This is a genomic window from Mucilaginibacter lappiensis (assembly GCF_900155965.1).
GTDB classification, from domain to species: domain Bacteria; phylum Bacteroidota; class Bacteroidia; order Sphingobacteriales; family Sphingobacteriaceae; genus Mucilaginibacter; species Mucilaginibacter lappiensis.
This window is the reverse complement of record NZ_FTMG01000002.1, coordinates 265,629-287,814: the sequence shown is the minus strand read 5'-3', so window position 1 is coordinate 287,814 and position 22,186 is coordinate 265,629. Positions and strand designations below refer to the sequence as shown.

Annotated in this window: 25 protein-coding genes; 13 read left to right on the top strand and 12 right to left on the bottom strand. The window is 43.9% G+C overall.

Annotation, left to right across the window (positions count from 1 at the left end; translation table 11 throughout):
- The first annotated feature begins 157 nt into the window (after positions 1-157).
- The 3 genes from BW976_RS05405 to BW976_RS05395 all read left to right on the top strand — a co-directional run bounded on the left by BW976_RS05405 (position 158) and on the right by BW976_RS05395 (position 2,982).
- Positions 158-586 carry a CBS domain-containing protein gene (locus BW976_RS05405; protein WP_084192078.1) on the top strand — a complete coding sequence of 143 codons (429 nt, stop codon included), beginning with the start codon at positions 158-160 and terminating at the stop codon, positions 584-586.
- Between the two features lie 159 nt (positions 587-745).
- Positions 746-1,984: a DEAD/DEAH box helicase gene (locus BW976_RS05400; RefSeq protein WP_076371200.1), complete on the top strand. Its 1,239-nt coding sequence runs from the start codon at positions 746-748 to the stop codon at positions 1,982-1,984.
- On the top strand, positions 1,981-2,982 hold the full coding sequence (locus BW976_RS05395) for a glycoside hydrolase family 43 protein (protein ID WP_076371198.1): 1,002 nt from the start codon (positions 1,981-1,983) through the stop codon (positions 2,980-2,982). Before BW976_RS05400 ends, BW976_RS05395 begins: the two co-directional genes overlap by 4 nt.
- A 405-nt stretch (positions 2,983-3,387) precedes the next feature.
- Here BW976_RS05395 and cysM read toward each other — a convergent pair whose 3' ends face one another.
- The 4 genes from cysM to BW976_RS05375 all read right to left on the bottom strand — a co-directional run bounded on the left by cysM (position 3,388) and on the right by BW976_RS05375 (position 7,638).
- On the bottom strand, positions 3,388-4,260 hold the full coding sequence (gene cysM, locus BW976_RS05390; RefSeq protein ID WP_076371196.1) for a cysteine synthase CysM: 873 nt from the start codon (positions 4,258-4,260) through the stop codon (positions 3,388-3,390).
- A 101-nt stretch (positions 4,261-4,361) separates the two neighbouring features.
- Entirely contained in the window at positions 4,362-5,501 is a 1,140-nt protein-coding gene (locus tag BW976_RS05385; RefSeq protein ID WP_076371194.1) for a serine hydrolase domain-containing protein, read from the bottom strand.
- 138 nt (positions 5,502-5,639) lie between these two features.
- Entirely contained in the window at positions 5,640-6,449 is an 810-nt protein-coding gene (gene epsC / locus BW976_RS05380; protein WP_076371192.1) for a serine O-acetyltransferase EpsC, read from the bottom strand.
- Positions 6,450-6,669: 220 nt separating this feature from the next.
- Complete coding sequence (locus BW976_RS05375; protein WP_217696210.1) at positions 6,670-7,638, bottom strand: family 43 glycosylhydrolase; 969 nt, start codon at positions 7,636-7,638, stop codon at positions 6,670-6,672.
- Positions 7,639-7,820: 182 nt separating this feature from the next.
- Between BW976_RS05375 and BW976_RS05370 the strand changes: the two genes are divergently transcribed.
- The 7 genes from BW976_RS05370 (at position 7,821) to BW976_RS29245 (ending at position 12,804) form a co-directional block, all read left to right on the top strand.
- Positions 7,821-8,150, top strand: a complete 330-nt coding sequence (locus tag BW976_RS05370; protein WP_076371190.1) for an ArsR/SmtB family transcription factor — start codon at positions 7,821-7,823, stop codon at positions 8,148-8,150.
- A gap of 51 nt (positions 8,151-8,201) precedes the next feature.
- On the top strand, positions 8,202-8,762 hold the full coding sequence (locus tag BW976_RS05365) for a DUF6428 family protein (RefSeq protein ID WP_076371188.1): 561 nt from the start codon (positions 8,202-8,204) through the stop codon (positions 8,760-8,762).
- A 28-nt stretch (positions 8,763-8,790) separates the two neighbouring features.
- Positions 8,791-9,222 carry an arsenate reductase ArsC gene (locus BW976_RS05360; protein ID WP_076371186.1) on the top strand — a complete coding sequence of 144 codons (432 nt, stop codon included), beginning with the start codon at positions 8,791-8,793 and terminating at the stop codon, positions 9,220-9,222.
- Positions 9,212-10,270 carry an ACR3 family arsenite efflux transporter gene (gene arsB / locus BW976_RS05355; RefSeq protein WP_076371184.1) on the top strand — a complete coding sequence of 353 codons (1,059 nt, stop codon included), beginning with the start codon at positions 9,212-9,214 and terminating at the stop codon, positions 10,268-10,270. The genes BW976_RS05360 and arsB overlap by 11 nt, the downstream gene beginning before the upstream one ends.
- Before the next feature lie 502 nt (positions 10,271-10,772).
- Complete coding sequence (locus BW976_RS05350; RefSeq protein ID WP_076371182.1) at positions 10,773-11,567, top strand: NIPSNAP family protein; 795 nt, start codon at positions 10,773-10,775, stop codon at positions 11,565-11,567.
- 85 nt (positions 11,568-11,652) lie between these two features.
- Entirely contained in the window at positions 11,653-12,540 is an 888-nt protein-coding gene (locus tag BW976_RS05345; RefSeq protein WP_076371180.1) for a sugar phosphate isomerase/epimerase family protein, read from the top strand.
- Between the two features lie 114 nt (positions 12,541-12,654).
- A complete protein-coding gene (locus tag BW976_RS29245) occupies positions 12,655-12,804 on the top strand; it encodes a hypothetical protein (protein WP_175614049.1) in 150 nt (49 codons plus the stop codon).
- Here BW976_RS29245 and BW976_RS05340 read toward each other — a convergent pair.
- The 5 genes from BW976_RS05340 to BW976_RS05320 form a co-directional block, all read right to left on the bottom strand.
- Positions 12,787-14,301, bottom strand: a complete 1,515-nt coding sequence (locus BW976_RS05340; RefSeq protein ID WP_076371178.1) for a S41 family peptidase — start codon at positions 14,299-14,301, stop codon at positions 12,787-12,789. The genes BW976_RS29245 and BW976_RS05340 overlap by 18 nt on opposite strands.
- 58 nt (positions 14,302-14,359) lie before the next feature.
- A complete protein-coding gene (locus tag BW976_RS05335) occupies positions 14,360-15,703 on the bottom strand; it encodes an MFS transporter (protein ID WP_076371176.1) in 1,344 nt (447 codons plus the stop codon).
- Positions 15,704-15,829: 126 nt separating this feature from the next.
- Positions 15,830-16,624, bottom strand: coding sequence for a molybdopterin-dependent oxidoreductase (locus BW976_RS05330; protein ID WP_084192077.1), 795 nt, complete (start codon positions 16,622-16,624; stop codon positions 15,830-15,832).
- Positions 16,605-17,312: a cytochrome b/b6 domain-containing protein gene (locus tag BW976_RS05325; protein ID WP_076371174.1), complete on the bottom strand. Its 708-nt coding sequence runs from the start codon at positions 17,310-17,312 to the stop codon at positions 16,605-16,607. Before BW976_RS05325 ends, BW976_RS05330 begins: the two co-directional genes overlap by 20 nt.
- A gap of 82 nt (positions 17,313-17,394) precedes the next feature.
- Complete coding sequence (locus BW976_RS05320) at positions 17,395-18,198, bottom strand: DUF1223 domain-containing protein (RefSeq protein ID WP_076371862.1); 804 nt, start codon at positions 18,196-18,198, stop codon at positions 17,395-17,397.
- Between the two features lie 253 nt (positions 18,199-18,451).
- Between BW976_RS05320 and BW976_RS05315 the strand changes: the two genes are divergently transcribed.
- From BW976_RS05315 to BW976_RS05305, 3 genes are all read left to right on the top strand, one after another.
- Entirely contained in the window at positions 18,452-19,024 is a 573-nt protein-coding gene (locus BW976_RS05315) for a sigma-70 family RNA polymerase sigma factor (RefSeq protein WP_076371172.1), read from the top strand.
- Between the two features lie 11 nt (positions 19,025-19,035).
- Positions 19,036-19,314: a hypothetical protein gene (locus BW976_RS05310; protein ID WP_076371170.1), complete on the top strand. Its 279-nt coding sequence runs from the start codon at positions 19,036-19,038 to the stop codon at positions 19,312-19,314.
- Positions 19,315-19,404: 90 nt separating this feature from the next.
- Positions 19,405-19,683, top strand: coding sequence for a hypothetical protein (locus BW976_RS05305; protein ID WP_076371168.1), 279 nt, complete (start codon positions 19,405-19,407; stop codon positions 19,681-19,683).
- 365 nt (positions 19,684-20,048) lie between these two features.
- Here the strand turns inward: BW976_RS05305 and BW976_RS05300 are convergent, their stop codons facing one another.
- From BW976_RS05300 to modA, 3 genes are read right to left on the bottom strand one after another with little or no spacing between them, the layout of a single operon-like run.
- Complete coding sequence (locus tag BW976_RS05300; RefSeq protein WP_076371166.1) at positions 20,049-20,666, bottom strand: ATP-binding cassette domain-containing protein; 618 nt, start codon at positions 20,664-20,666, stop codon at positions 20,049-20,051.
- On the bottom strand, positions 20,663-21,334 hold the full coding sequence (modB, locus tag BW976_RS05295) for a molybdate ABC transporter permease subunit (RefSeq protein WP_076371164.1): 672 nt from the start codon (positions 21,332-21,334) through the stop codon (positions 20,663-20,665). Before modB ends, BW976_RS05300 begins: the two co-directional genes overlap by 4 nt.
- Before the next feature lie 24 nt (positions 21,335-21,358).
- Complete coding sequence (gene modA / locus BW976_RS05290) at positions 21,359-22,111, bottom strand: molybdate ABC transporter substrate-binding protein (RefSeq protein ID WP_076371162.1); 753 nt, start codon at positions 22,109-22,111, stop codon at positions 21,359-21,361.
- Positions 22,112-22,186 lie beyond the last annotated feature (75 nt).

The window sequence follows — 22,186 nt, the reverse complement described above, 5'->3', positions numbered from 1 at the left end:
AGTGTCAAACAAACGTAAAAGCTATCTATATGCCAATTAGATGGCAATTCCCTGATAAAATGCTGAATTGTTGATATTTATACTTCAGGCACCGCTTGTTTTTCAATTCTGTTTGTTATATTTGGTTATAGCCAATTCTTCATTTTAACCTATTGCCATGATAAAAGTTTCAAATATCCTTGCCCGCAAAGGCGGCCGCATAGTTACCATTGATGCTGGTAAATCAGTTTTGGAAGCATTAAAATTAATGGCTGATGAAAACATCGGCTCGGTGGTTATACTGGAGGATGGCGAATATGCCGGCCTGCTTACCGAACGGGATTATGCCCGTAAGGTGATCCTGAAGGGAAAATCATCTCATGAAACCCTGGTACGGGATATCATGAGCACTGGTTTACCCCGCATACTACCTGATAACTCCATCGAAACCTGTATGCACATCATGAGCGAAAGCAATATCCGCTACCTGCCTGTATTTATTGATGATGCGCTTTGCGGCATTATTTCTATCAATGACCTGGTTACCGAAACCATCCTGTCGCAACTGGAAACCATTGAACAGTTAAAAAGCTATATACATTCTTAGCTTTTTTGGAGCAAGGACTTGGGGAGTAAGGAGCAAAGACAATTTGTTTCCACCCACGATCCGTACTTGCTCTTTGTTCCAAAAATCCTTGCTCATTCTGCAAAATGCTGTAAAAACAACAATTTTTTATACCTTGCGTAACACACCAAGTAGAACATAGTGACGTTTCAGGATTTCAATTTCAACGAACAATTATTCGAGGGCATACAAAGTATGGGGTTCAATAACCCAACCCCAATACAGGAAATGGCCATACCCGTAGTTTTAAAAGGGCATGATCTTATTGCCTGCGCGCAAACCGGAACCGGTAAAACCGGGGCTTATTTGCTGCCCATATTAAATTTCATCAGCAATAGTAATAAACACCATACCAGTGCGCTTGTATTGGCACCTACACGTGAGCTTGCCCAGCAAATTGACCAGCAGGTAGAAGGGCTGGCCTATTTTACAGGCATCAGCTCTATAGCTGTATTTGGCGGTGGCGATGGCGCTGTTTACGAGCAGCAACGCCGGGGAATTCAAAATAATGTAAATATTATTATAGCCACACCCGGCAGGCTGATAGCCCACCTTACCTCAGGAGTTTTAAAGCTGAACCATCTTACTCACCTGATACTGGACGAGGCCGACCGCATGCTGGATATGGGTTTTTCTGACGATATCAAAAAAATCATCAGTTACCTGCCCAAGAACAGACAAACCTTGCTTTTTTCGGCCACCATGCCGGGCCGCATCCGTGCACTGGCCAAGGCTATTATGAAAGAGCCGGAGCAGATCAACATCGCCCTGTCGCAACCCGCTGTGGGTATCGATCAGCAGATCTATCGGCTGCATGATCAGCAGAAAACGCCTTTGCTGCAGCTCATCCTGCGCGATTCGGCCTACGCCAGCACCATTATTTTTGCCTCACGCAAGGAGATCGTTAAATCATTATACAAAGAGCTCAAAGCCATCAAAATTAACGCCAACGCCTTTCACTCCGACCTGGAGCAGCGCGAACGCGAAGAGATACTACTGCAATTTAAGAACAAACAATTGCCTGTAATTATTGGTACCGATGCCTTATCGCGTGGTATCGATGTGGAGGGTATCGACCTGGTGATCAACTATGATGTTCCAGGCGATCCGGAAGATTATATTCACCGCATTGGCCGTACTGCCCGTGCAGCCACTACAGGCACCGCCATCACCTTTGTAAATCACCGTGATGAACGTAAGCTTAAGAACATTGAGCAGCTCATAGAGCGCCCTATTCGCCTGGTTGGTTTACCCGACGAACTGGCAGCTATCCAGCCTAGTCATAGCCATAGTACCGATCAATCAGACAATAAAAGGAAACCCAATAGACGCTTTAATAAGAAAAAGCCAAAGAATAATAATACCAATACCCAAAAATGAACAGGAGCATAGTCTCAAAGCTGCTTTCAAGCGTACTATTAGGTGTAACATTATTAGCACCAGCAATTAACGTCTACGCACAAAACAAAAAAACATCAGGCAATCCTGTGGTTGAGGGCTGGTATGCCGATCCGGAAGCCAAAATATTCAATCATCAGTACTGGCTATATCCCACTTACTCTGCCAAATACAATGAGCAGGTATTTATGGATGCCTTTTCATCGCCCGACCTAATACATTGGACCAAGCACAGCCATGTGATTGATACCAGCGGAGTCAAGTGGGTAAGGCGTGCACTTTGGGCCCCTGCCGTTACCGAAAAAGATGGCAAATACTACCTGTTCTTCGGCGCTAATGATATCCAGAACAATAATGAAAAAGGCGGCATCGGTGTGGCTGTAAGCGACAAACCCGAAGGCCCTTTTAAAGACTACCTGGGCAAACCCCTTATCGACCAGATCATCAACAAAGCACAACCTATCGACCAGTTTGTTTACAGGGACGATAATGGCCAGTATTATATGATATATGGCGGCTGGGGCCAGTGTAACATCGTGAAATTAAAGAACGATTTTACAGGTGTTGTGCCTTTTGACGATAGCGTAACCTATAAGAAAATAACCCCCGAAGGCTATGTAGAAGGCCCGGTGATGTTTAAGCGCAAGGGCAAATACTATTTTATGTGGAGCGAAGGCGGCTGGACCGGTCCGGATTACCGGGTGGCTTATGCTATTGGTGATACCCCATTTGGACCATTTAAGCGCATCGGCACTATTTTAAAGCAAGATGCCAGTATCGCTACCGGTGCGGGCCACCACTCGGTGATCAATGTACCCGGTACAGACGAATGGTATATTGTTTACCACCGCAGGCCACTTACCGAAACTGATGCCAACCACCGGGTGATGTGTATCGACAAAATGCACTTTGATAAAGATGGTAATATTCAACCCGTGAAGATTACCAATGAGGGCGTAACCGCCAGAAAATTGAAGTAGTAAAACTTTTTAAACCTTTAATTTTAACACTTTTTTAGTCAAAACAAGGTAAAAGCGCTTGCTTTTTGCCTATTTAAACAAACCTTTAACGCCATTTTAACACTTTTTAACAAATTTTTGATGTGTTTTGAAAGGTTTAAAAAGTATTAATTTATTGACATACAGAATACTACATAGTAAACGGCCGGTTTTGGCCTTATTTTCCCTTTAACCTAACAGCCCGCTTATCTCCTGAAAAGATAAGCGGGCTGTTAGATGTATAAATATACGAAAAGTTAAGGAGAGGATCAAATTTGTGTACGGTGAAAAGTTTGTCATACTGAACGGAGTGAAGTATCTATTGTACGATAGGTTCGGTGAAGAAAATCCTTCGTTCCTCAGGATGACAATATTTTTATATTGCCTTTACCCAAAGAGGTCACTACTCAAATACCTGTCGCCACGATCGCAGCAGATGAATACAATGACGCCTTCTTTTAGCTCAGCAGCCAGTTTAATGGCTCCAGCTAGTGCGCCGCCGCTGCTCATGCCGGCAAATATGCCTTCAACTTTAGCCATCTGGCGAGCCATTTGGGTAGCTTCTGCTTCGGATATATCCATTACGCGGTCAACTCGGCTGGCATCAAATATTTTGGGCAGATAGGCTTCGGGCCAGCGACGGATGCCCGGGATGGATGAGCCTTCGGTAGGCTGGCAGCCGACTATCTGTATATCTTTATTCTTATCTTTAAAATACCTAGAACAACCCATAATGGTACCCGTGGTGCCCATAGCGCTTACAAAGTGGGTTATTTTACCTTCGGTATCACGCCATATTTCCGGACCGGTAGTTTTTACGTGGGCCATATAATTATCGGGATTGGCAAACTGGTTCAGCAGGAAATAGCCCTCGGTAGCACCTTTCTCTTCGGCGTAATCCCTACAAAGCTCAATACCTTCCAGCAGGGTTACTTTGGCTCCGTAAGCCTCCATGGTTAATGTACGCTCCCGGGTAGAGTTGGAGGGCATTACCAGTTCAATCTCCAAATTAAACAAACGGGCTATCATAGCCAGCGCAATGCCCGTGTTACCGCTGGTAGCCTCAACGAGTTTGGTGCCCGGTTTGATGTCACCTCGTTCGATAGCGCTGCGGATCATGTTGAGCGCAGCCCTGTCCTTCACGCTGCCGCCGGGGTTATTACCCTCCAGTTTGGCGTATATCTTTACGTTGGGATTGGGATTTAGTTTTTGTATTTCAACCAGTGGCGTATTTCCTATGATATCAATAATGCCGGCCATAATTTTTATTTGTATGATAGCTAAATTAAGCCGAATATTTTGCTTTAGGTACTACAAATTAAAAACAGGTGGGATTATGAAAATGATATGATAGAGCCCGGTTATTGATCTAAATGCTGCTGTACGTTTTTTTGCAGATCGAAAAGCCGTTGCTGACTGATATTATCGTTCACGATGATAATATAACCCAGATCTTTCCCAGGATAAAACAGGCAAAGCGTATTAAAGCCAATTCCGGTATGTCCATCGTGGTAAATAATTCTGGTTCCTTTATAATCCGTATCTATCATCCAGCCCAAACCAATGGTTGTACCTTCCGCATCTTTCCAGGTTGGCTGATGAATAAGTTTTATGGCCGGATCCTGTTCAGCTAAATTGGCCTTTATATATTTAAGCATATCATGAATGGTAGAGTTCATGCTTGGGCCGTTATAATAATCAACCAAATTGAGGTAGGGTTGTGGCTTATTGTTTCTGTCATAACCTTGCGCCAAACGTTTACTCGTTATGACGATCTGCGTTTTGGTGTCCGCCATATCTAAATGTGTTTTTAAATAATGCGTTACCAGCTGCTCATAAGGTTTGTGATATATACGCTCCAGCAATAATATCAATACCATCATACCGTTGCCATTGTACCTGTATTTTGTGCCTGGTATGGTATCGGGGGTTAATCGGTGCAGATCTTTGAGCAAGCTGTCGGCCTTGTATACATTATAAAAATGCAACTGATCAGGAAGGCTCAGTTTTCTGACACTATCTTTTACCGAAGCCTGGAAAATATGCGCTGTGCCCGGCAACCCGGAGGTATGGTTAGCCAGGTCGACAAGCCTGATGGGATGTCCATTGAACGCCAGGTTGGGATAATTGCCCGGTAAGTATTTACGGATATCATCATGAAGAGATACTTTCTTTTCAATTACCGCTTCTGCAAGCATGGTGGTAACAAAAGTTTTGGCAACCGAACCCAGATTGTAAAAGTTATCGGCATTAGGCAGCTGACCGGAACCTCTCTTTATTTCGCCGTAATTGTAGGTGTATGTTTTACCGCCCTTGTAAATTCCTATAGATAACCCAATGGTATTGGGCGTATCCATATAACGTTTCGCTCCCAGATCAACGGCCGAGTCCATCCGGCTTTTAAGTTTATTATCGCTCAATAAAGCATTTTTATCTTGAGCACCGGCACTTAAGCAGACAAAACACAGATAAAAAAAAGCTGCTGTAATGAAAGGTTTCATTTTATAGGTTGTAAATTTTAAACCATTATCTGTTTATTATTTACAATAATGAATAAAAACAATTCAATTAATTGATGCAGCGAGGCCAGAGATCATAAACTCTCGGTGAGTAGTCATAAAATGTCGGTAAGATAATCGCTACACTTCGTCGCTATTTATAGTCCGGTGACTTGGAGTGTGATACACCCTCGAATATGGTGGCACGCTTTTAGTAAGCCATACGTTACCGCCAATAAGGCTGTTATTTCCAATAATGGTTTCGCCGCCCAGGATGGTAGCGCCGGAATATATCACTACATGATCTTCAACCGTAGGGTGGCGTTTGGTATTGGCCATGCTTTTATCCACGCTCAGCGCACCCAGGGTAATGCCCTGGTACAATTTTACATGGTTGCCAATTACGGCGCTTTCGCCTATCACAATACCGGTACCGTGGTCGATGTAAAAATATTCGCCAATTTCGGCCGCGGGATGTATGTCGATACCCGTTTTGGAATGCGCGTATTCGGTGAGTATCCTGGGGATCAAGGGCACATGATCAATATACAAACTATGCGCCAGGCGATATAAGGATATAGCCAAAAAGCCCGGGTAGGTACGCACCACTTCAAACTCGCTTTGGGCCGCAGGGTCGCCGGTAAATATGGCTTGTATATCTGTATTCAATACCCTAAACAGCTCCGGCAGGCCTTTAAAAAAGCGGTCGGCCCGTTGCTTATTATCACAATCGCCGCAGCCTTTGGTAACCTCCATCATGTGATGCAGCTCATTCTCCAGCAGGGTAAACTCCGCTTTGAGTGCCGCAACATCGGCAAATACCTTTCCGGTTTGCTCGGGATATAGCAAATGAATTACCTGGAGCGCCCAGCGGGTGATCTCCTTGTTCGACGGCACGGCCTCAAGCCTTTGCTGCTTGTTAAAAATTTGCTCGTAAAAATCCTCACTCATGTTTTATGCCGGCTGCTGTAGGAAACAGCCTCTTATTAATGCAAGTTTAGGGAAAAGAATGTGTTTTATATGTAAAAAACGCTACCTAATTGATAGATAACCTAAGCTGTATATTCAATAGAATAAAAAGTAACGATTTAACCTCGCTTAAGCGGCAAAGCCTTATGACCTAATTATAATCACAACTAGTGGCTTCTGACTTAAGGCGGTAACCTTAACACTATTGCTTTTTTGAAACGAGTTTTACAGCACCTTCTTTAAGATCAATTGTCCAAGGCTGCGGTTTTGGCAGCCATAATTTTCCTTTGCCAATTTCCAGTGGCATCCAAAGATAACGGGAATCTGATTGATGGGATGGGTTCCATTGATCGGCCATAAAAATAACCGCAGTTGCGTTTGTACCAACAACTTTAAGCATCATTGTTGATTGTGACTGATAGGTATTAGAACCGGGAGGAGCTATATCGTTAAATGCAGTCCAGGGGCCGGTAAGTGTTTTTGATGTTGCATACTTATTCGGATTAGGAGCCCAGCCAGACAGTTGCGAGCCAATAACATAATATAATCCCTCAAAATGCACTAATGCTCCCCCTTCCAATGGCATTTTGATGAGGCACATCTCTTTTTCCACATTCATATAATCAGCAGAAAGCTGAGCAATGTGAAAACCCAGTTCCCGATCCTCAAATATCAGAAAGGCACTCCCATCATCATCAATAAATTGTCCAATATCTCTGCTGGGCCTTCCCAAAGGTCTAAGGCTTTTAACAAAACGAAAGTTCCCGTCTGCCCGGTCACTGATAGCAATACCAACCCTTGCGTATTGATAAGTTACATCGTCAAGGTGAAAGTACATCACATACTTTTTAGTTTCTGCGTTAAAAAACACTTTGGGACGTTCCAATATCCAACCTTTCCCTAAATTTTCCGGATCTGACATCTTTACTACATCATTTCTGAACTTCCAATTGATCAGATCAGTTGACGAATAACAGCTCACATACCTGAAATTTGAATCAAGTCCTTTTCTCCTTTCTTCCCCGTACCAGAAATACGTTCCCTTTATTTTGATTATTCCACCTCCATGGGCCTGGATATGATTACCATCCGAATCGGGCCAAATGGCTCCTGGATTTATTGTTTTATCCTGAGCCAGCAGTATCTGACCAGTAAGCAAAAGGCCAGTCATAACCATGTATTTAAATAACATCATATTCATTTGTAAATAATTGGGGCATTTTGTGTTTGAGAAGTAGCCCGAATTACTCGCAAATTATAAAATCCAGACTGTAACTTAATAACTGGGGATAGAAAAGATTTTAAAATAATTCTTGATAAATCTACATTAATCGTAATATTGCAATATATATTATGGGAATCACCAAAACAGAAATATTTACCGACGAGCAAAACAAGCTGGCAGTGCAGTTAAAAGCTATAGCACACCCGGCGCGTATTGCCATATTGCAACACATTATAGCCGCCAAAGCCTGCATCTGCGGCGATCTGGCCGATGAGTTGGGCCTGGCGCAGCCAACCATTTCACAACATCTAAAAGAGCTGAAAAACGCGGGACTAATACAAGGAACCATAGAGGGCGTAAGTGTTTGCTATTGTATAGAGCCCAAAGCCTGGGCAAATTTACAAAAGGAGTTAAATGTGCTGTTCTCTTCGTACAAGGACTTGAATAGTTGCTGCTAAAATTTTTTACATCAATCAATCGTAATATTGCAATAATAGAATATATCAATCATGAATAAAGTAGAAGCTATCAATTGGTCAACATTTAAAGAAAAGCTGTTACAACATCCCGAACTGGACCTCCAATTTCAATATGCCGAAGGCAAGCTGGTAGATGCCGCTTACCACATCACCGAAATTAAACAGGCGCCAATTACCTCGGTTGATTGTGGTGGCGTGATGAACACCTGGACGGAGATCATTGTGCAATTGTGGGTCCCCGAGGCCGAACAACAGGAGCGATCCATGAAGGTACAAAAGGCATTGTCGATAGTGGATATTGTAGAAAAGATGCTACCCCTTAATCCTAGCGGAACTGTTAAAATAGAATTTGGCAATTCGGAATTTGATACCCGCCAGATGTTTCCGGGAGATATGATTGTAAATGGCGACAACCTGATCGTCAACCTGCGCCCGGATGCCGTGCAATGCAAAGCGATTAGTCGCGGCGGGAGCTGTGGGACAGACGAAAAGGGTGAGGAATGCTGCGCGCCCGCAAACCCAAAGGTAGAATTAAAGACCCTGGCCATTAAAACCGAGGCGTGCTGCACACCGGAATCAGGCTGTTGTTAAATATCCATAAAGAAGTAAAAAATAACTAATGAAAAATGTATTGGTGCTTTGCACCGGAAACAGCTGCCGCAGCCAGATAGCCGAGGGTTACCTGCGTTATTTTGCAGGCAATAAAGCAACTATTTACAGTGCCGGAATTGAAACGCATGGCGTTAACCCCCGCGCTATTGAGATCATGAAACGGGATGGTGTCGATATCTCCCACCACACCTCCAACAACGTTAATGAATACCTGAATATTGATTTCGACTACGTAATAACCGTTTGCGATAACGCGAAGGAGAGCTGTCCATACTTCCCCACCAAAGCGGTCAAACTGCATTACAATTTCCCAGATCCGGCAAAAGCTACAGGCACCGAAGAGGAGATCATGGAACAATTCAGGCAGGTGCGCGAATTGATCAGGCAGTACACCCAAAATTTTGTGAACGAAAACTTAAAATCATCCCATGCCGGTTGAACATTGCGCCCCGGCTGAGCGTAAAAAACTGAGCTTTCTGGACCGATATCTTACGCTCTGGATATTCCTGGCTATGGCGATAGGGGTAGCTGTGGGTTATTTTATACCGTCCTCGGCTGGGTTCATCAATTCATTTTCCAGCGGTACAACCAATATCCCTTTAGCCATTGGACTAATTTTAATGATGTACCCGCCGCTGGCCAAAGTAAAATATGAAAACATGGGCCAGGTATTTAAGGATACCAAAGTATTAAGCGCCTCTTTGGTGCTCAACTGGGTAATAGGACCTATGCTGATGTTCTTTTTGGCAATCACTTTCCTGCGTGATCATCCGGCCTATATGGTTGGACTAATCCTCATTGGGCTTGCCCGTTGCATAGCCATGGTAGTGGTGTGGAACGAGCTCGCCGAAGGTAACCGCGAATATGCTGCTGGATTAATCGCTCTAAACAGCATTTTCCAGGTACTGCTGTACAGCGTGTATGCCTATGTGTTTATCACTATTTTGCCGCCGCTGTTTGGGCTTAAAGGTCTAGCCGTCCATATTACCATGGGCGAGATAGCCAAAAGTGTAGGCATTTACCTTGGCATTCCGTTCGCGGCAGGCGTCATCAGCCGGTATGCATTGATCTGGCTTAAAGGAGAAGCCTGGTTCCAAGAAAAATATGTGCCCTTTATTTCGCCAGTTACCCTGATCGCCTTGTTGTTTACCATTGTGCTGATGTTCAGCCTCAAAGGCGGTCTTATTGTACACATCCCGTTTGATGTTGTCCGGATAGCTATTCCCCTGGTTATCTATTTCGTGGTGATGTTCCTGCTGAGTTTCTTTATCGGTAAATCATTCGGGGCCGATTATTCCAAAAGCAGCTCCATCGCCTTTACGGCTACGGGTAATAATTTCGAGCTGGCCATTGCTGTAGCTATCGGTGTATTTGGCATCAATTCCGGCGAAGCTTTTGCCGGTGTTATCGGTCCGTTGGTAGAGGTACCGGCCTTGATTGCTTTGGTTAACCTGGCTTCCTGGTTCAGGAAAAAATACTATATTTAACATAGGACTATCACCCCTCGGGAAGCTACCGTGTACCCACATCTTTGCTGAAGAAAACTTTAGGACACTCTGCCCCATCGGGGCTACCTGTTTGTAGATAAATAAGTAAAATAAGTACGCTCCGTAGGTGCGTCCCTCAGCTAGCAGGTAAATTGTTGCTTTGTGAATGGGTAGCCTCTAATGAGACACAACACAATGAATATTTATTTCTACAAACAGGTAGCCCCGATGGGGCATGAAAAAATGTGGGTACACGGTAGCTCGGGAAGGGTAGAGCGCAGAGGCCTGCCCACCATGCTTCGACGGGCATGACAGTTCTCCTCATGTCATTTCGTGGCAACAGCCCCCTCTAAATCTCCCCCGGTAGGGGAGACTTTAGGAAATATTTTGAAGCCCTCCCTTCCGGGGAGGGTTGGGTGGGGCTGTTGCCTCGCAATGGCATATTCAATAATACGTTTTACCTTTATCTTGCTACCTTTATTTTATTATTAACCACCTATCCATGAAAAGACGTTCATTTCTCAAAGCCTCGGCTTTAACGGCAGCGGCAACCGGTATATCAACCCATAGCGTTATGGCATCAGCAGTAAAAGAAAAACAAAGTACCGAATTTTACGAGTTGCGTACCTATCTCTTAAAAAACGAAACCCAGCAAAAACTGGTAGAAGATTATTTTCAGAACGCCGCCATACCTGCACTGAATAAACTAGGCTGTAAACATATCGGCGTGTTCACCGAGCTGAAACCCGAGGGACAAACCAAAATTTACGTGTTAATTCCATTTAGTAGTCTGGCCGATTTTTTAGTCGTGCAGGAAAAACTAAACCTCGACCCGGTTTACCTGGAAAAAGGCGCACCTTATTTAAACGCCCCGGCTACCGAACCGGCTTATGAGCGTATTGAAAGCTCCTTATTAAAAGCCTTTGCCCACATGCCCAAAATGGAAGTACCTAAAAAAAGTCCGCGTATCTTTGAGTTGCGCCGGTACGAACATCCTACCGAAAGCGCAGGCAAAAAGAAACTGGAAATGTTTAACGATGCCGGCGAGGTGGATATTTTTAAAAAACTGGGGTTTAATCCCGTGTTTTTTGGCGAGGTTATCATTGGCGATCACCGGCCAAACCTTACCTATATGATCACTTTTGACGATCTGGATGCCAAAGCCGCGCACTGGAAAGCTTTTGGCAGCGACCCGGAATGGAAAAAGGTAAGCAGCATTCCCGATTACTCTGATGCTAAGCTGATAACCCATATTACATCAACATTGTTACAGCCAACAGGCACATCGCAGGTTTAATTAAATCAGGATAGCGATAATAATCGCTTGCTTTTAGTGTTCATAATACACTATATTTACATTAACCAATTTTAAAAGTAAATCGATGACAACTACCAGACGTTCATTTCTCAAAACTTCGGCATTACTTTCGGCCGGACTTTTAGCGGCTCCAAACTTGTTTGCTTACGATAAAAAGTATATCGGCCTGCAATTGTACACCGTACGTGATGCCATGTCAAAAGACCCGGTAGCGTCCCTGGCTAAGGTTGCCCAGGTTGGCTATACCTCGGTTGAGGGTGCCACCTATACCGGCAACGAATTGTTTTACGGCATGGATAGCAAAGCATTCAAAGCGCTTTTAAAACAAAACGGCCTCATTATGCCGAGTGCGCATTACCGCCTGGGCGAAGAACAGGTGAACGGCGCCTCGCAAAAAGGCACTATCCTGAATGACTGGGAAAAAGCAGTTTCAGACGCAGCCGAGGTGGGCGTAAAATATATGGTATGCGCCTATTTATCAACCCCGGAACGGGGCAACCTGGATCACTATAAAAAAATAGCCGAAGATTTTAACAAAGCAGGCGAAATCTGCAAAAAATCGGGCATACAGCTGTGCTACCATAACCACGATTTTGAATTTATACAGGAAAATGGCAAATACCCTTACGAGATTCTTTTAGCGGCAACCGATAAAAATCTGGTAAAATTTGAAATAGACCTCTACTGGTTAACCAAAGCCAACCAGGATCCTATCGCTTTAATTAATAAGCATCCGGGCCGTTTCCCGCTGTGGCACGTAAAGGATCTGGATAAAACGCCAGAGCGCAAATTTACCGAAGTTGGCAACGGCATCATCGACTTTAAAAAGATATTCACACAAGCAGATAAAGCGGGTTTAAAGTACTTCTTTGTAGAGCAGGACGTTTGCCCTGGCGATCCTTTTGATAGCATCACCCAAAGCATTACCTACATTAAAAAGAACCTAGTTTAAAAATTCTGTTACAATAGCACATTCTATACAAACCATCGTTTTATACTTAAAAGCGATGGTTTTGTTTTATCATATCCGGTCGCTTCCTGCGTGATTTTTTTAACAAATATGGAAATGAAGATCGATATCAATATGATAAAAGGCCTGCTGATAGCATTAGCAGCATCTTTCCTGTTTGCCTGCGCAGCAGAAGCACAGCAGGGTAAACAAACCAAACACCTCGGCAAACTACTGGACGTACCCGTATCAATTAACCAGGCTTAAGGCTTTTTGCAAATCGGGGTCTGTTTTATTCACGATATCTTCCGGGCTGTACTCCACCGGGTAGTCGGGCATAATGCCCCGGCCAAAATCATAATGTTTGGCTGCCGATACAAAACGCATCCACGGGAAATCAACAATAACATGGGTATTAGGCAAGGTTAAATGCTGAATGGTGCCCCCGCTGCAAGCTTGCTCATTACCGGCAGTTTCACGGCCAACAAATACCACATCTTTACGCTGGGCCTTTAACGCCGCGGTAAACAAAGCCGCCGAAGAGAAGGTGGCCCCATCAATTAAAACCACTAACTTCCCCTTATAATGATCGGCCTTGTATAAGGGTAATTTGCCGTACAGCTGTCCCCAGGCGGTAGGCCTGAATTTGATATGATAATAAGTACCATCCTCCGGTCCCGGCTCAAAACCTTCGTTAAAACTGGAGGTGCGCGCGGTATCAAAATATCGTTCAAAACGACTGATAGCCGGGTTGGGAATACGCGCCTTTACATCTTTAATAATACTGAATGAACTATCGGCCAGGAACGATAGTAAGCGAATAGCCACACGGATATCGCCGCCGGTATTATGCCGCATATCCAGTATCAGGTTTTTGATCCCCCGTTGGTGTATCTCTTTAAAAGCTTCTTTATAAATATTGGTATCGGCATATTGATAAGGTTTGGTGACAAACCACGCGGTCGATTTATTTTTAAAAAAGCGCAAGGGCAGGTAATCAGTATTTTTTGATTCGGTCCAGTCGGCCAGGTTATTGGCATTTGTTGTTGTTGAAGTATTTAATGCGGCGCCGGGAGCAAGGGCATTAACTTCAAGGTTTTTTAATTTGCCTTGCCTGGTGCGTAGCGTGATATGATATGGTGGCTGCCAATGATAATACTTGTTGCAGGCATCCTCAAAGCCGCCGTATTCGCTTAAAAATACTTCTTTAAATGTTTCATTATATCCGTCGCCACCATACAGGTCGTATCCATGATTAATGATAGCAGCAACAGACGTATTGTTCATGCTGATGATCTCATCGCCAGTATTTAATTCATTGTTGTTATGGGTGGTGATCCAGGCGTGATGATTTTTTACCAGTACCTCAAACGGCAAATGAGGCTGCGGCGGTCCCGATGGCTTGTATCCTGCCGGATATTTTACCTGTGTATGCCCGCAGCGAAGATTACTGATAAAAGGATAAACGTGTGCTATAAAATCAGTTTCGGACAAGGGTTCGTTGATAGAGGCCACTACCTGGTCGAAAGTATGGCGCAGGCTGTCTGGCGGAGTAAAAACACCGTAAGCCGGGTGCATTTCTTTAATGACCGACCAAAGTATAGCCAGATCATCATGCATGGCTTTTACCGGTAGTTTGTGAGCAATAGTATCTGTGCTGCCTCCATTTTGTTTTTTAGTATCGGGCTGATGACAAGCGCCAATTATCCATACAACGCATAAATAAGGCAGGACTTTAAATACCGGTTTTAAATTTATTTTCATTGCAGATACTTACCTCTGGGGCGAGCTAAAGATAATAAAAAGACAAGAATCTGTTTTTTCATTTTACCCTGCGCTCGCGAAACCGGCTGAAAAAAATCATGGCCAGTATACAAAGCACGCAACCGCAAATCCCGTTGAGCCGCAGGCCGTAATCGTGCCCGGGATCTTTACCATAAACGGTTAAAAATGCAAACAATGCTATGCCCAGCGTTTGTCCCAGTTTTACAAAAAGGTATTTCACCGCAAAGAACATCCCTTCGCTGTTCTCGCCGGTTCTTTTGGCGTCGTTCTCGGCAATTTCGGCCAGTATGGCATTGGGCAATATCCCCAAGGATGCCAGCGGGAATGATGTACTTAAAACCAATATATAAACCTGTGCTGTTGGCGATAGCGGAAGTTTCCCCAGGAAAAATATGGCCACAAAAATGAGACTTAACAAGCCGAACGAAAACAGCATGATTGGTTTTTTGCCGATCTTTTTCGACAGGTAATTGATGAGCGGGTAAAACACTAATGAAAACAGTACCATACTTCCCATCAGTACGCCACCCATAGATTCGGGCAGACGCAGCAGCACCGTTACAAAAAACAACAAGCCGCTTGATATGATGCTGAGCGCCATATAGTACGAAAAATCGGAAATAAGGTAATATTTAAAATTCCGGTTGCGGAAAGTGCGGCGCAGGGCCGGCAACAGGGGTAAGTGCGAGGGGATACTGTTGGAGTATTTTTTTTCGTCGATAGCAAAAACAGGCACCAGCATTACCAGGCCTGCAAAAACGCACAGCCCAAAAATGGTGTACTGCACGGCGGTATCGCGATTGGGGGTATGCATGATATGCTGCACCAGATCAGCAAAGTTATTGACCAGGGCCGACAGGATAATGCCCAGCACAAAACCCACCTGCTGTAACGAGGATAGCTTTACCTTTTCGGCACCGGTACGGGCTAATTCAGGCAATAATGCGTTATATGGAATGATATAGGCTGTTGCCCCCATAAAAAAGCAGATGAGCGTAAAGGTAAGCCACATAGCATTGTGAATGCTTTCGCCTTTAACCAGCGGGTAAAAAGTAAGCGAACAAAAAACAACCGCGGGCACAATGGCCCATTTCATAAAGGGAATTCGGCGACCTTTGGCATTTCCGCTTTTATCGCTCAGCGATGCTATAAAGGGATCAAATATGGCGTCAACAAACCTGCCAGAAGCGGCAATAAGCGACATGATATTAAACACACCAAACACAAGCAGCTGGGGAACTAAAGGTATCAACCCGGCATTGGAAGGCGGCAAATAAAAATAGGGTAGCATCACGATGATGATATTAGTCATGATGCTCCAGCCTATCATCCCGCAGGCATAAGCAAGTTGTTTTGAAAGTGGCAGTTTAGCAGCCGGCATATCTGCAATATGCAAATATTTTGTAGATGTGCAGATGATAGATGTGCAAATTATAGATGATGGATAAATTGAATATCTTTTTTTCTATCATCTGCACATCTGAAATTTGCACATCTGCATATCTGGTTACAATCCCGAATAATAATCATACCCCTGCTCGGCCCAATAATCCGGCGGGCGGGTATCGCTAAAGCTCATCGTGCCAATACGCTTTAAGTTTTTAATGCCATACTTAACCGGGATGATCAGCCGCAGGGGGGCACCGTGTTTGGGTGGCAGGGGCTTTTCGTTAACCTCGTAGGCCAGCAAGGTTTGCGGATGCATGGCGCTGGGCATATCTATCCCAACATAATATTCTTTATCCGGCGTGGCTAAGCCCACATATTGTAATTCCGTTTCGGCGTTGAGCTTAAAATGATTGATAAAATCGCTGAATTTCACCCCCCCCCAATGCGATATCTGATCCCAGCCTTCCACACATTTAAAATCATACACAATATCTGTTTTGGGGAGTGCTTTAATGTCCTCCAGCGAAATATGCAATACTTCGCCGGTATGTTTTTTTACCTGCAGTTTCCAGGCGTCGATGTCTATTTTCCCTTCCGAACCAATATCGCTGTTATGACGCACGGCTTTGGCCGCCATGTTTTTGGGATAGGTTTTAACGAGGTTATTATTGCTAAAAATTCGGCGAAAAGCCAGCTCGGTTTTGTTGAGAGCCCTTCTTAAAGGTGCACGGGCACCCGCGGTTACGGTTCGTGCTTCTTCGGGCGAGTTGTATAACCATTTCCAACCGCCATAAGCCACGCTTCCGGCTACAATAAAAGTACCGAACGAGAGGAAATTGCGCCTCGTGATCTTTTGCTCAATGGTAAGCGGCTTTTTAGGGGCCTTCTGCTTTTTACTGAATGTTTTTTTCATCACTTGGAGGTGTAATTTTAATAATGGGTTTAGGTTCTTCGTTCAGCACTTCAAATCCGGAGATCACCGACCGGAAATTGTTCCATCCGGCCAGGATCACCTGCACCACGTGGATCACAAAAAAACCAACGTAGCCTATCGTCAGCGCGAAATGAAGGATCCGGGCAAAATGATAACCTCCGCAAAGCCAGGTGAGGTAATAAAATTGTACCGGTTTATAAATAGCCAGTCCGGTTATCACCGACCCCAAGCCCATGATAATGATAGCTGTATAAGCGATACGCTGGGCGGCATTATACTTATTTTGAGGCGGCGCCATTTTGCGGATATGCAGATCATGCAGCAACACCAGCCAGGCCTCTTTAAATGATTTTTTTTGAGGCAGCAACTCGCGCCACTCGCCCGATATGATGGTGTACAGCACATACAAAATACCATTCAGCGTAAAAAACCACATAAACAAAAAATGAAAAGCCATCCCTTCCGACAGGCGATGGGGAATACGCAAAGCGCTATAAAACCAATCAGGGAAAAAGCTGAAAAAGGTATGCCCAAAAAGCGTTATCTTATACTCGTCATTTGCCCAATAGATCAGCATCCCGCTCCATATCATAATGGTGAGTATCGGAAAGTTTACCCAATGCGTCCAACGCATAGCTAAAGGATGTTTCTCTTTGATAACTTTCATATCTATCTGTTAAAACACCTTCAACCGGCAATTATAAACTACCGGTTGTTAGTGATGTTAATAAAACCGCAAATCAGCAGCATTACTTGCCCATGTTAGCCGTTGCCGTAAAGTTGGCCTTTGCGGCGGCTAAAATTTCTCCGTTGTTTTGATTTTGCACCAAACCAATCACTTCCCAATCCTGGGCATTCACGCCTTCAGGCAATGCAATTGTTGTACTGCCATTACCTCCTGCATTTAACGCCAGGCTTTGCATTTTGCGTACTATTTGAACGTGTGATAATGTGCGCCCGCCGTTTTCACCACGCTGAACTTTGGTTTGCGCCGCTTTTTGCACCAGGGCTAAAAGCAGGTCGGTGTTCTTTTCGGCACCATTTACACGGTACTGTATGGTGATATGATCTTGTCCTTTTTGTGTATTAAGGGTTAAAGCTGCCGCAGGATTGGTTCGCAGGCCGGCGGTAATGGCATTACGCAAAGTTCCTTCTTCCGAGCCCACAAATTCCTTTTTGCCATTGACCACAATTTGCGGTGTATAAACCGATTGCAGATTAAGCCAATTGGCATATTCATTTTGGCGTTTAGAGTAATCGGCGCTGCTAAAAACATCTTTCCAGCCCAGGCGGTTCCAGTAATCTACATGAAAAGCCAGTATGTAAACTTGCTTGTCTTTATCTTCTTTTTGTATCCGGGCCACCAATTCATCGGCAGGAGGGCAACTGGAGCAGCCTTCTGAGGTAAAAAGCTCTATCACGGCAAATCCTTTACCGTCGGCTATCATCTTATTTTTTTCCGGGGCTTTAGCTTTAGGAATAATAAAGGCCGCCAATACCATCACCGCGGTTACAAAACCGGCAGCCAGGGCAAATATTTTAATTGATCTCATATTGTTATGGTTTGATATACGTTTTTCTTGTTTAGTCGGCTTGGGTACGATAACCTTACAATAAATTTTATTTTTTCTTTGGCGAATGTGATTTTGATGCCACCAGTACAAGTACTTTATGATCAAGGAGGTATAAGTAAATTTAACTAATAAATGTTATTATATCATGAAGAGTCAAAAAACTCCTGCTCCTTTGTAAGGATTCACGTGCATTGGCGACTAATAGTTTAAATGTTATGAGTAAATTTATTTGATGGTAACTGAAAAACAATTACTGGACCCGCATCATTGGGTTAAGGCACATGCCGATTACCTGTATTCGTATACCCTGTCGCGCCTTAATGACGAAGAACAGGCGAAGGACCTGGTGCAGGAAACTTTTTTGGCCGCTTTGGAAAAGGTGGACCGTTTTGAGGGCAAAAGCTCCGAACGTACCTGGCTTACGGCTATCCTGAAAAATAAGATCATTGATGTTTACCGCAAAAAATCATCAGGCCTGGCCAACATAGCCGAACAGAAGGCAGAGGAAGAACAAAAAGATTTTTTTGAGGAAGATAATGGTCATTGGACCCAGGCCCATCAGCCCCTGCCGTTTGGCATTGAAGATCATGAGCCGCTGAGAGGTAAGGAGTTTAATCATATCCTGCAATTATGTATGCAAAAACTCCCCGCCATGTGGATGTCGGTTTTCACCATGAAGCATATGGACGAGGCCACTACCGAATTTATTTGCAGCGAGCTTCGGGTTACACAGGCCAACTTTTGGGTTATTATTCACCGGGCCAAGCTTAGTCTGAGAGCCTGTCTTCAAAAAAACTGGATCTAAAAACATTAACCATGAATCCCTTAAAAAAAGTTATATATAACTGTAAACAAGCTACCCTGCTCATCGAGAAACGACAGATCCGGAAGCTGAGTTTCCGGGAAAGCATTGAGCTCCGCATACACCTGGCCGGTTGCTCGATGTGTAAGCTGTATAATAAGCAAAGCCAGATCATCAACCAGATGGTGCTGCAGCTTTTTCATGATACCGAATTGCAGGTGTCTACACTTTCGCTTGATGAAAACTTTAAAAAAGAGCTGCAAGACCGCATTGAAGGAGAACTGAATAAATAATTAAAATACTTTGTAAGGTTTGGGTTTCCAGCCCGACTAAGGTTTAAATGTTAATAAAGAACCACACATTAAAACTTTAAAAATCAAAGTATGAAATCAATTATTTCAGGCGCTTTAGCCGCAGGTTTAGTAGCTGTATGTTTAACCTTAAGCGTACAAGCCAAATCAGTAACACCATTAAAAACATCAACCGTTGCGGTAAGTGATACCGGCAAAATGGACAAGATGGCCAAAGGCAAAAAAATGGACAAGATGGATAAGATGGGCAAAAAGAAAACCGACAAGATGGATAAAATGTCCAAAGACAAAATGTCAAATGACAAAATGGGCAAAAAGAAAATGTCAAAAGACACTGCTGGTAAAATGTGAGTTTATGTATTGTTTGAGGGGGAGGGGCTTGCTCCTCCCTTTTTTGTTTGTGCTCCGCATGTTATCCTGGGCTTGTCGAAGGATCGTGCACAGAAGCCCGTCTACCATGCTTATTCTTGTGAAAAGTGGGTTTACATGGTTTACACTTTTCATGGTTAACATGAATTTATATAGTTGATAATCAACAATTTAAATGAACTTACGTGCAAAAAAGTGGATTTATATGTAAACCCACTTTTTTGCATTTTTACCTTTGCACTAACAAATCTCCTTGTCATGCTGAACGGAGTGAAGCATCTATTGTGCGCTATGCCTTTTTACGAATAGATCCTTCGTTCCTCAGGATCACAACATCTACAGTATTCTTACTCAAACACCAGCTCCCCATCGGCCCATCCGTCAAGTTCCTGCGGGTTATGGCTCACGATCAGCGTGGTTATATTCAGCTCTTTAATCACCTCTTTTAACTCACCAATCAGTTCGGTTTTCATTTTAGGATCAAGGGCCGAGAAGGGCTCATCCATTAATAATATCTGTGGTTTAGTGGCCAGGGCACGTAATATGGCCAGGCGCTGCTGTTGTCCGCCCGATAAATAATCAGGCTTGTGCTCCTGTAAAGTATCCAGCTTACCTAAAAGCAATAATTTTTTTATCCAGGCTTCGTCTGCAGTGGCATATTCCAGGTGCTGCCTTACGGTCATGTTCGGAAACAGCGCATACTGCTGAAAAACAAATCCGGTATTTCTTTTTTGAGTGGGTATATTGACCTTGGTTTCTGCATTAAACCAGGTAATGTCATCGGATACAATCGTCCCTTTTTCTGGCGTTACCAATCCGGCTATAATCTTTAAAAATGTTGTTTTCCCGGATCCCGACGGCCCGTATATTTTGGTGACGCTGCCGGTAGTAAACTGGCGGTTAACCTTCAATACCTGTTGCCCGTGGTAGGCCTTTAGCTTTTTTTCGATGGCTATATTGATCATGCTAAAGGGCCTTTTGCCTGATATTTATTAAACACAAAAACAGCTATCACCAATACAAAAGTAATGGCAAATAAAATGAGCGAATAGTTGTTGGCCATGGCGTAATCCCGCTGTTCTACAGCATCGTAAACCGCAATGGAGGCCACCCGTGTTACGCCGGGGATGTTTCCCCCAATCATCAATACCACGCCAAATTCGCCCAGGGTATGAGCAAAAGTAAGCACCGCGGCCGTTAATAACGATGGTTTGATGTTGGGCAGTAATACGTACCTGAATGTTTGCCATTCGGTTTTACCCAGGGTATACGAAGCCTCGGCCAGCGAAGATGGCAACTGCTGTAAGGCCGATTTTACCGGGCCAACCATAAAGGGTATACTGTAAATAACCGATGCCAGTACCAGACCCTGAAACGAGAATACAAACTGTACATCAAATACTTTTTGCAGCCATTTACCCAAGCCATGCTGCGTACTAAAAGCCAGTAACAAATAAAAACCTAATACCGATGGCGGTAATACCAAGGGCATGGTAATAATGGCTTCTATGATAATTTTCCAGAACGACCTCCCCCGGGAAAGCCACCAGGCAAAGGGCAGGCCCACAAACAGCAATATCAGGGTAGTGATACCCGCCAGTTTTAGGGTGAGCCAAATGGGTGAAAAATCCATCAGAAAATATCGGGTTAATTGTTTTTATGGAAGCCGGTAACCATACGCTGTAAATATCCGTTTTGCAGCCGGGCTTAGTATATACTGGTAAAATTTTTCGGCATTGGGGTTGTTGGCCCCGTGTTTTAATAGTACCAGACCCTGTAATATAGGTTCATATTGTTTTGGGTCGATCGCCTGGTAATACAACTTGGTTTTGCTGCCGGTTTCTTTAATGAGCGATTGGGTAGTAAAGCCTAAATCAACCACCCCCGTAGTGATATAAGTGTTTACCTGCGATATGCTTTCGCCATAAACAACTTTGGATTGTACATCATCCAGAATACCTTTCTGTTGCAATAATTCGGTAGCGGCCTTACCATATGGGGCAATGGCCGGATTGGCAATGGCTATTTTTTTTACCCGGGCGCTCAGTAATAAACGCTCCCAATTAGTAAACCCAATATTTTGCGAACTGCAGATGATCAAACTCCCGGCGGCATAAACTACCGGCTTTTTTTCGGCAAAGCCATTTTTAAACAGCGTTTCGGGAAAGCTCATATCCGCTGATAAGAATATGTCGAAAGGGGCGCCATTGCTGATCTGCGCTACCAGTTTTCCGGATGAGCCAACAATAGGTTCTATCACGATACCCGTTCTTTGTTTAAAATCTTTCTGTAAAACCGTTATAACCGATTGCAGATTGGCTGCGGCAGCCACCCGTATATTCTGAGCCAGTACTACACCATGCAGTAAAACCCCCGCAAGCATTAAAAATAGGACCCGTTTTTTATTCATAATGTTCAATAAAAGATACTAATATACACTGTTGGCCCATGAATAAGGGTTATTTGGCCTCTTTTTGAAGCAAAA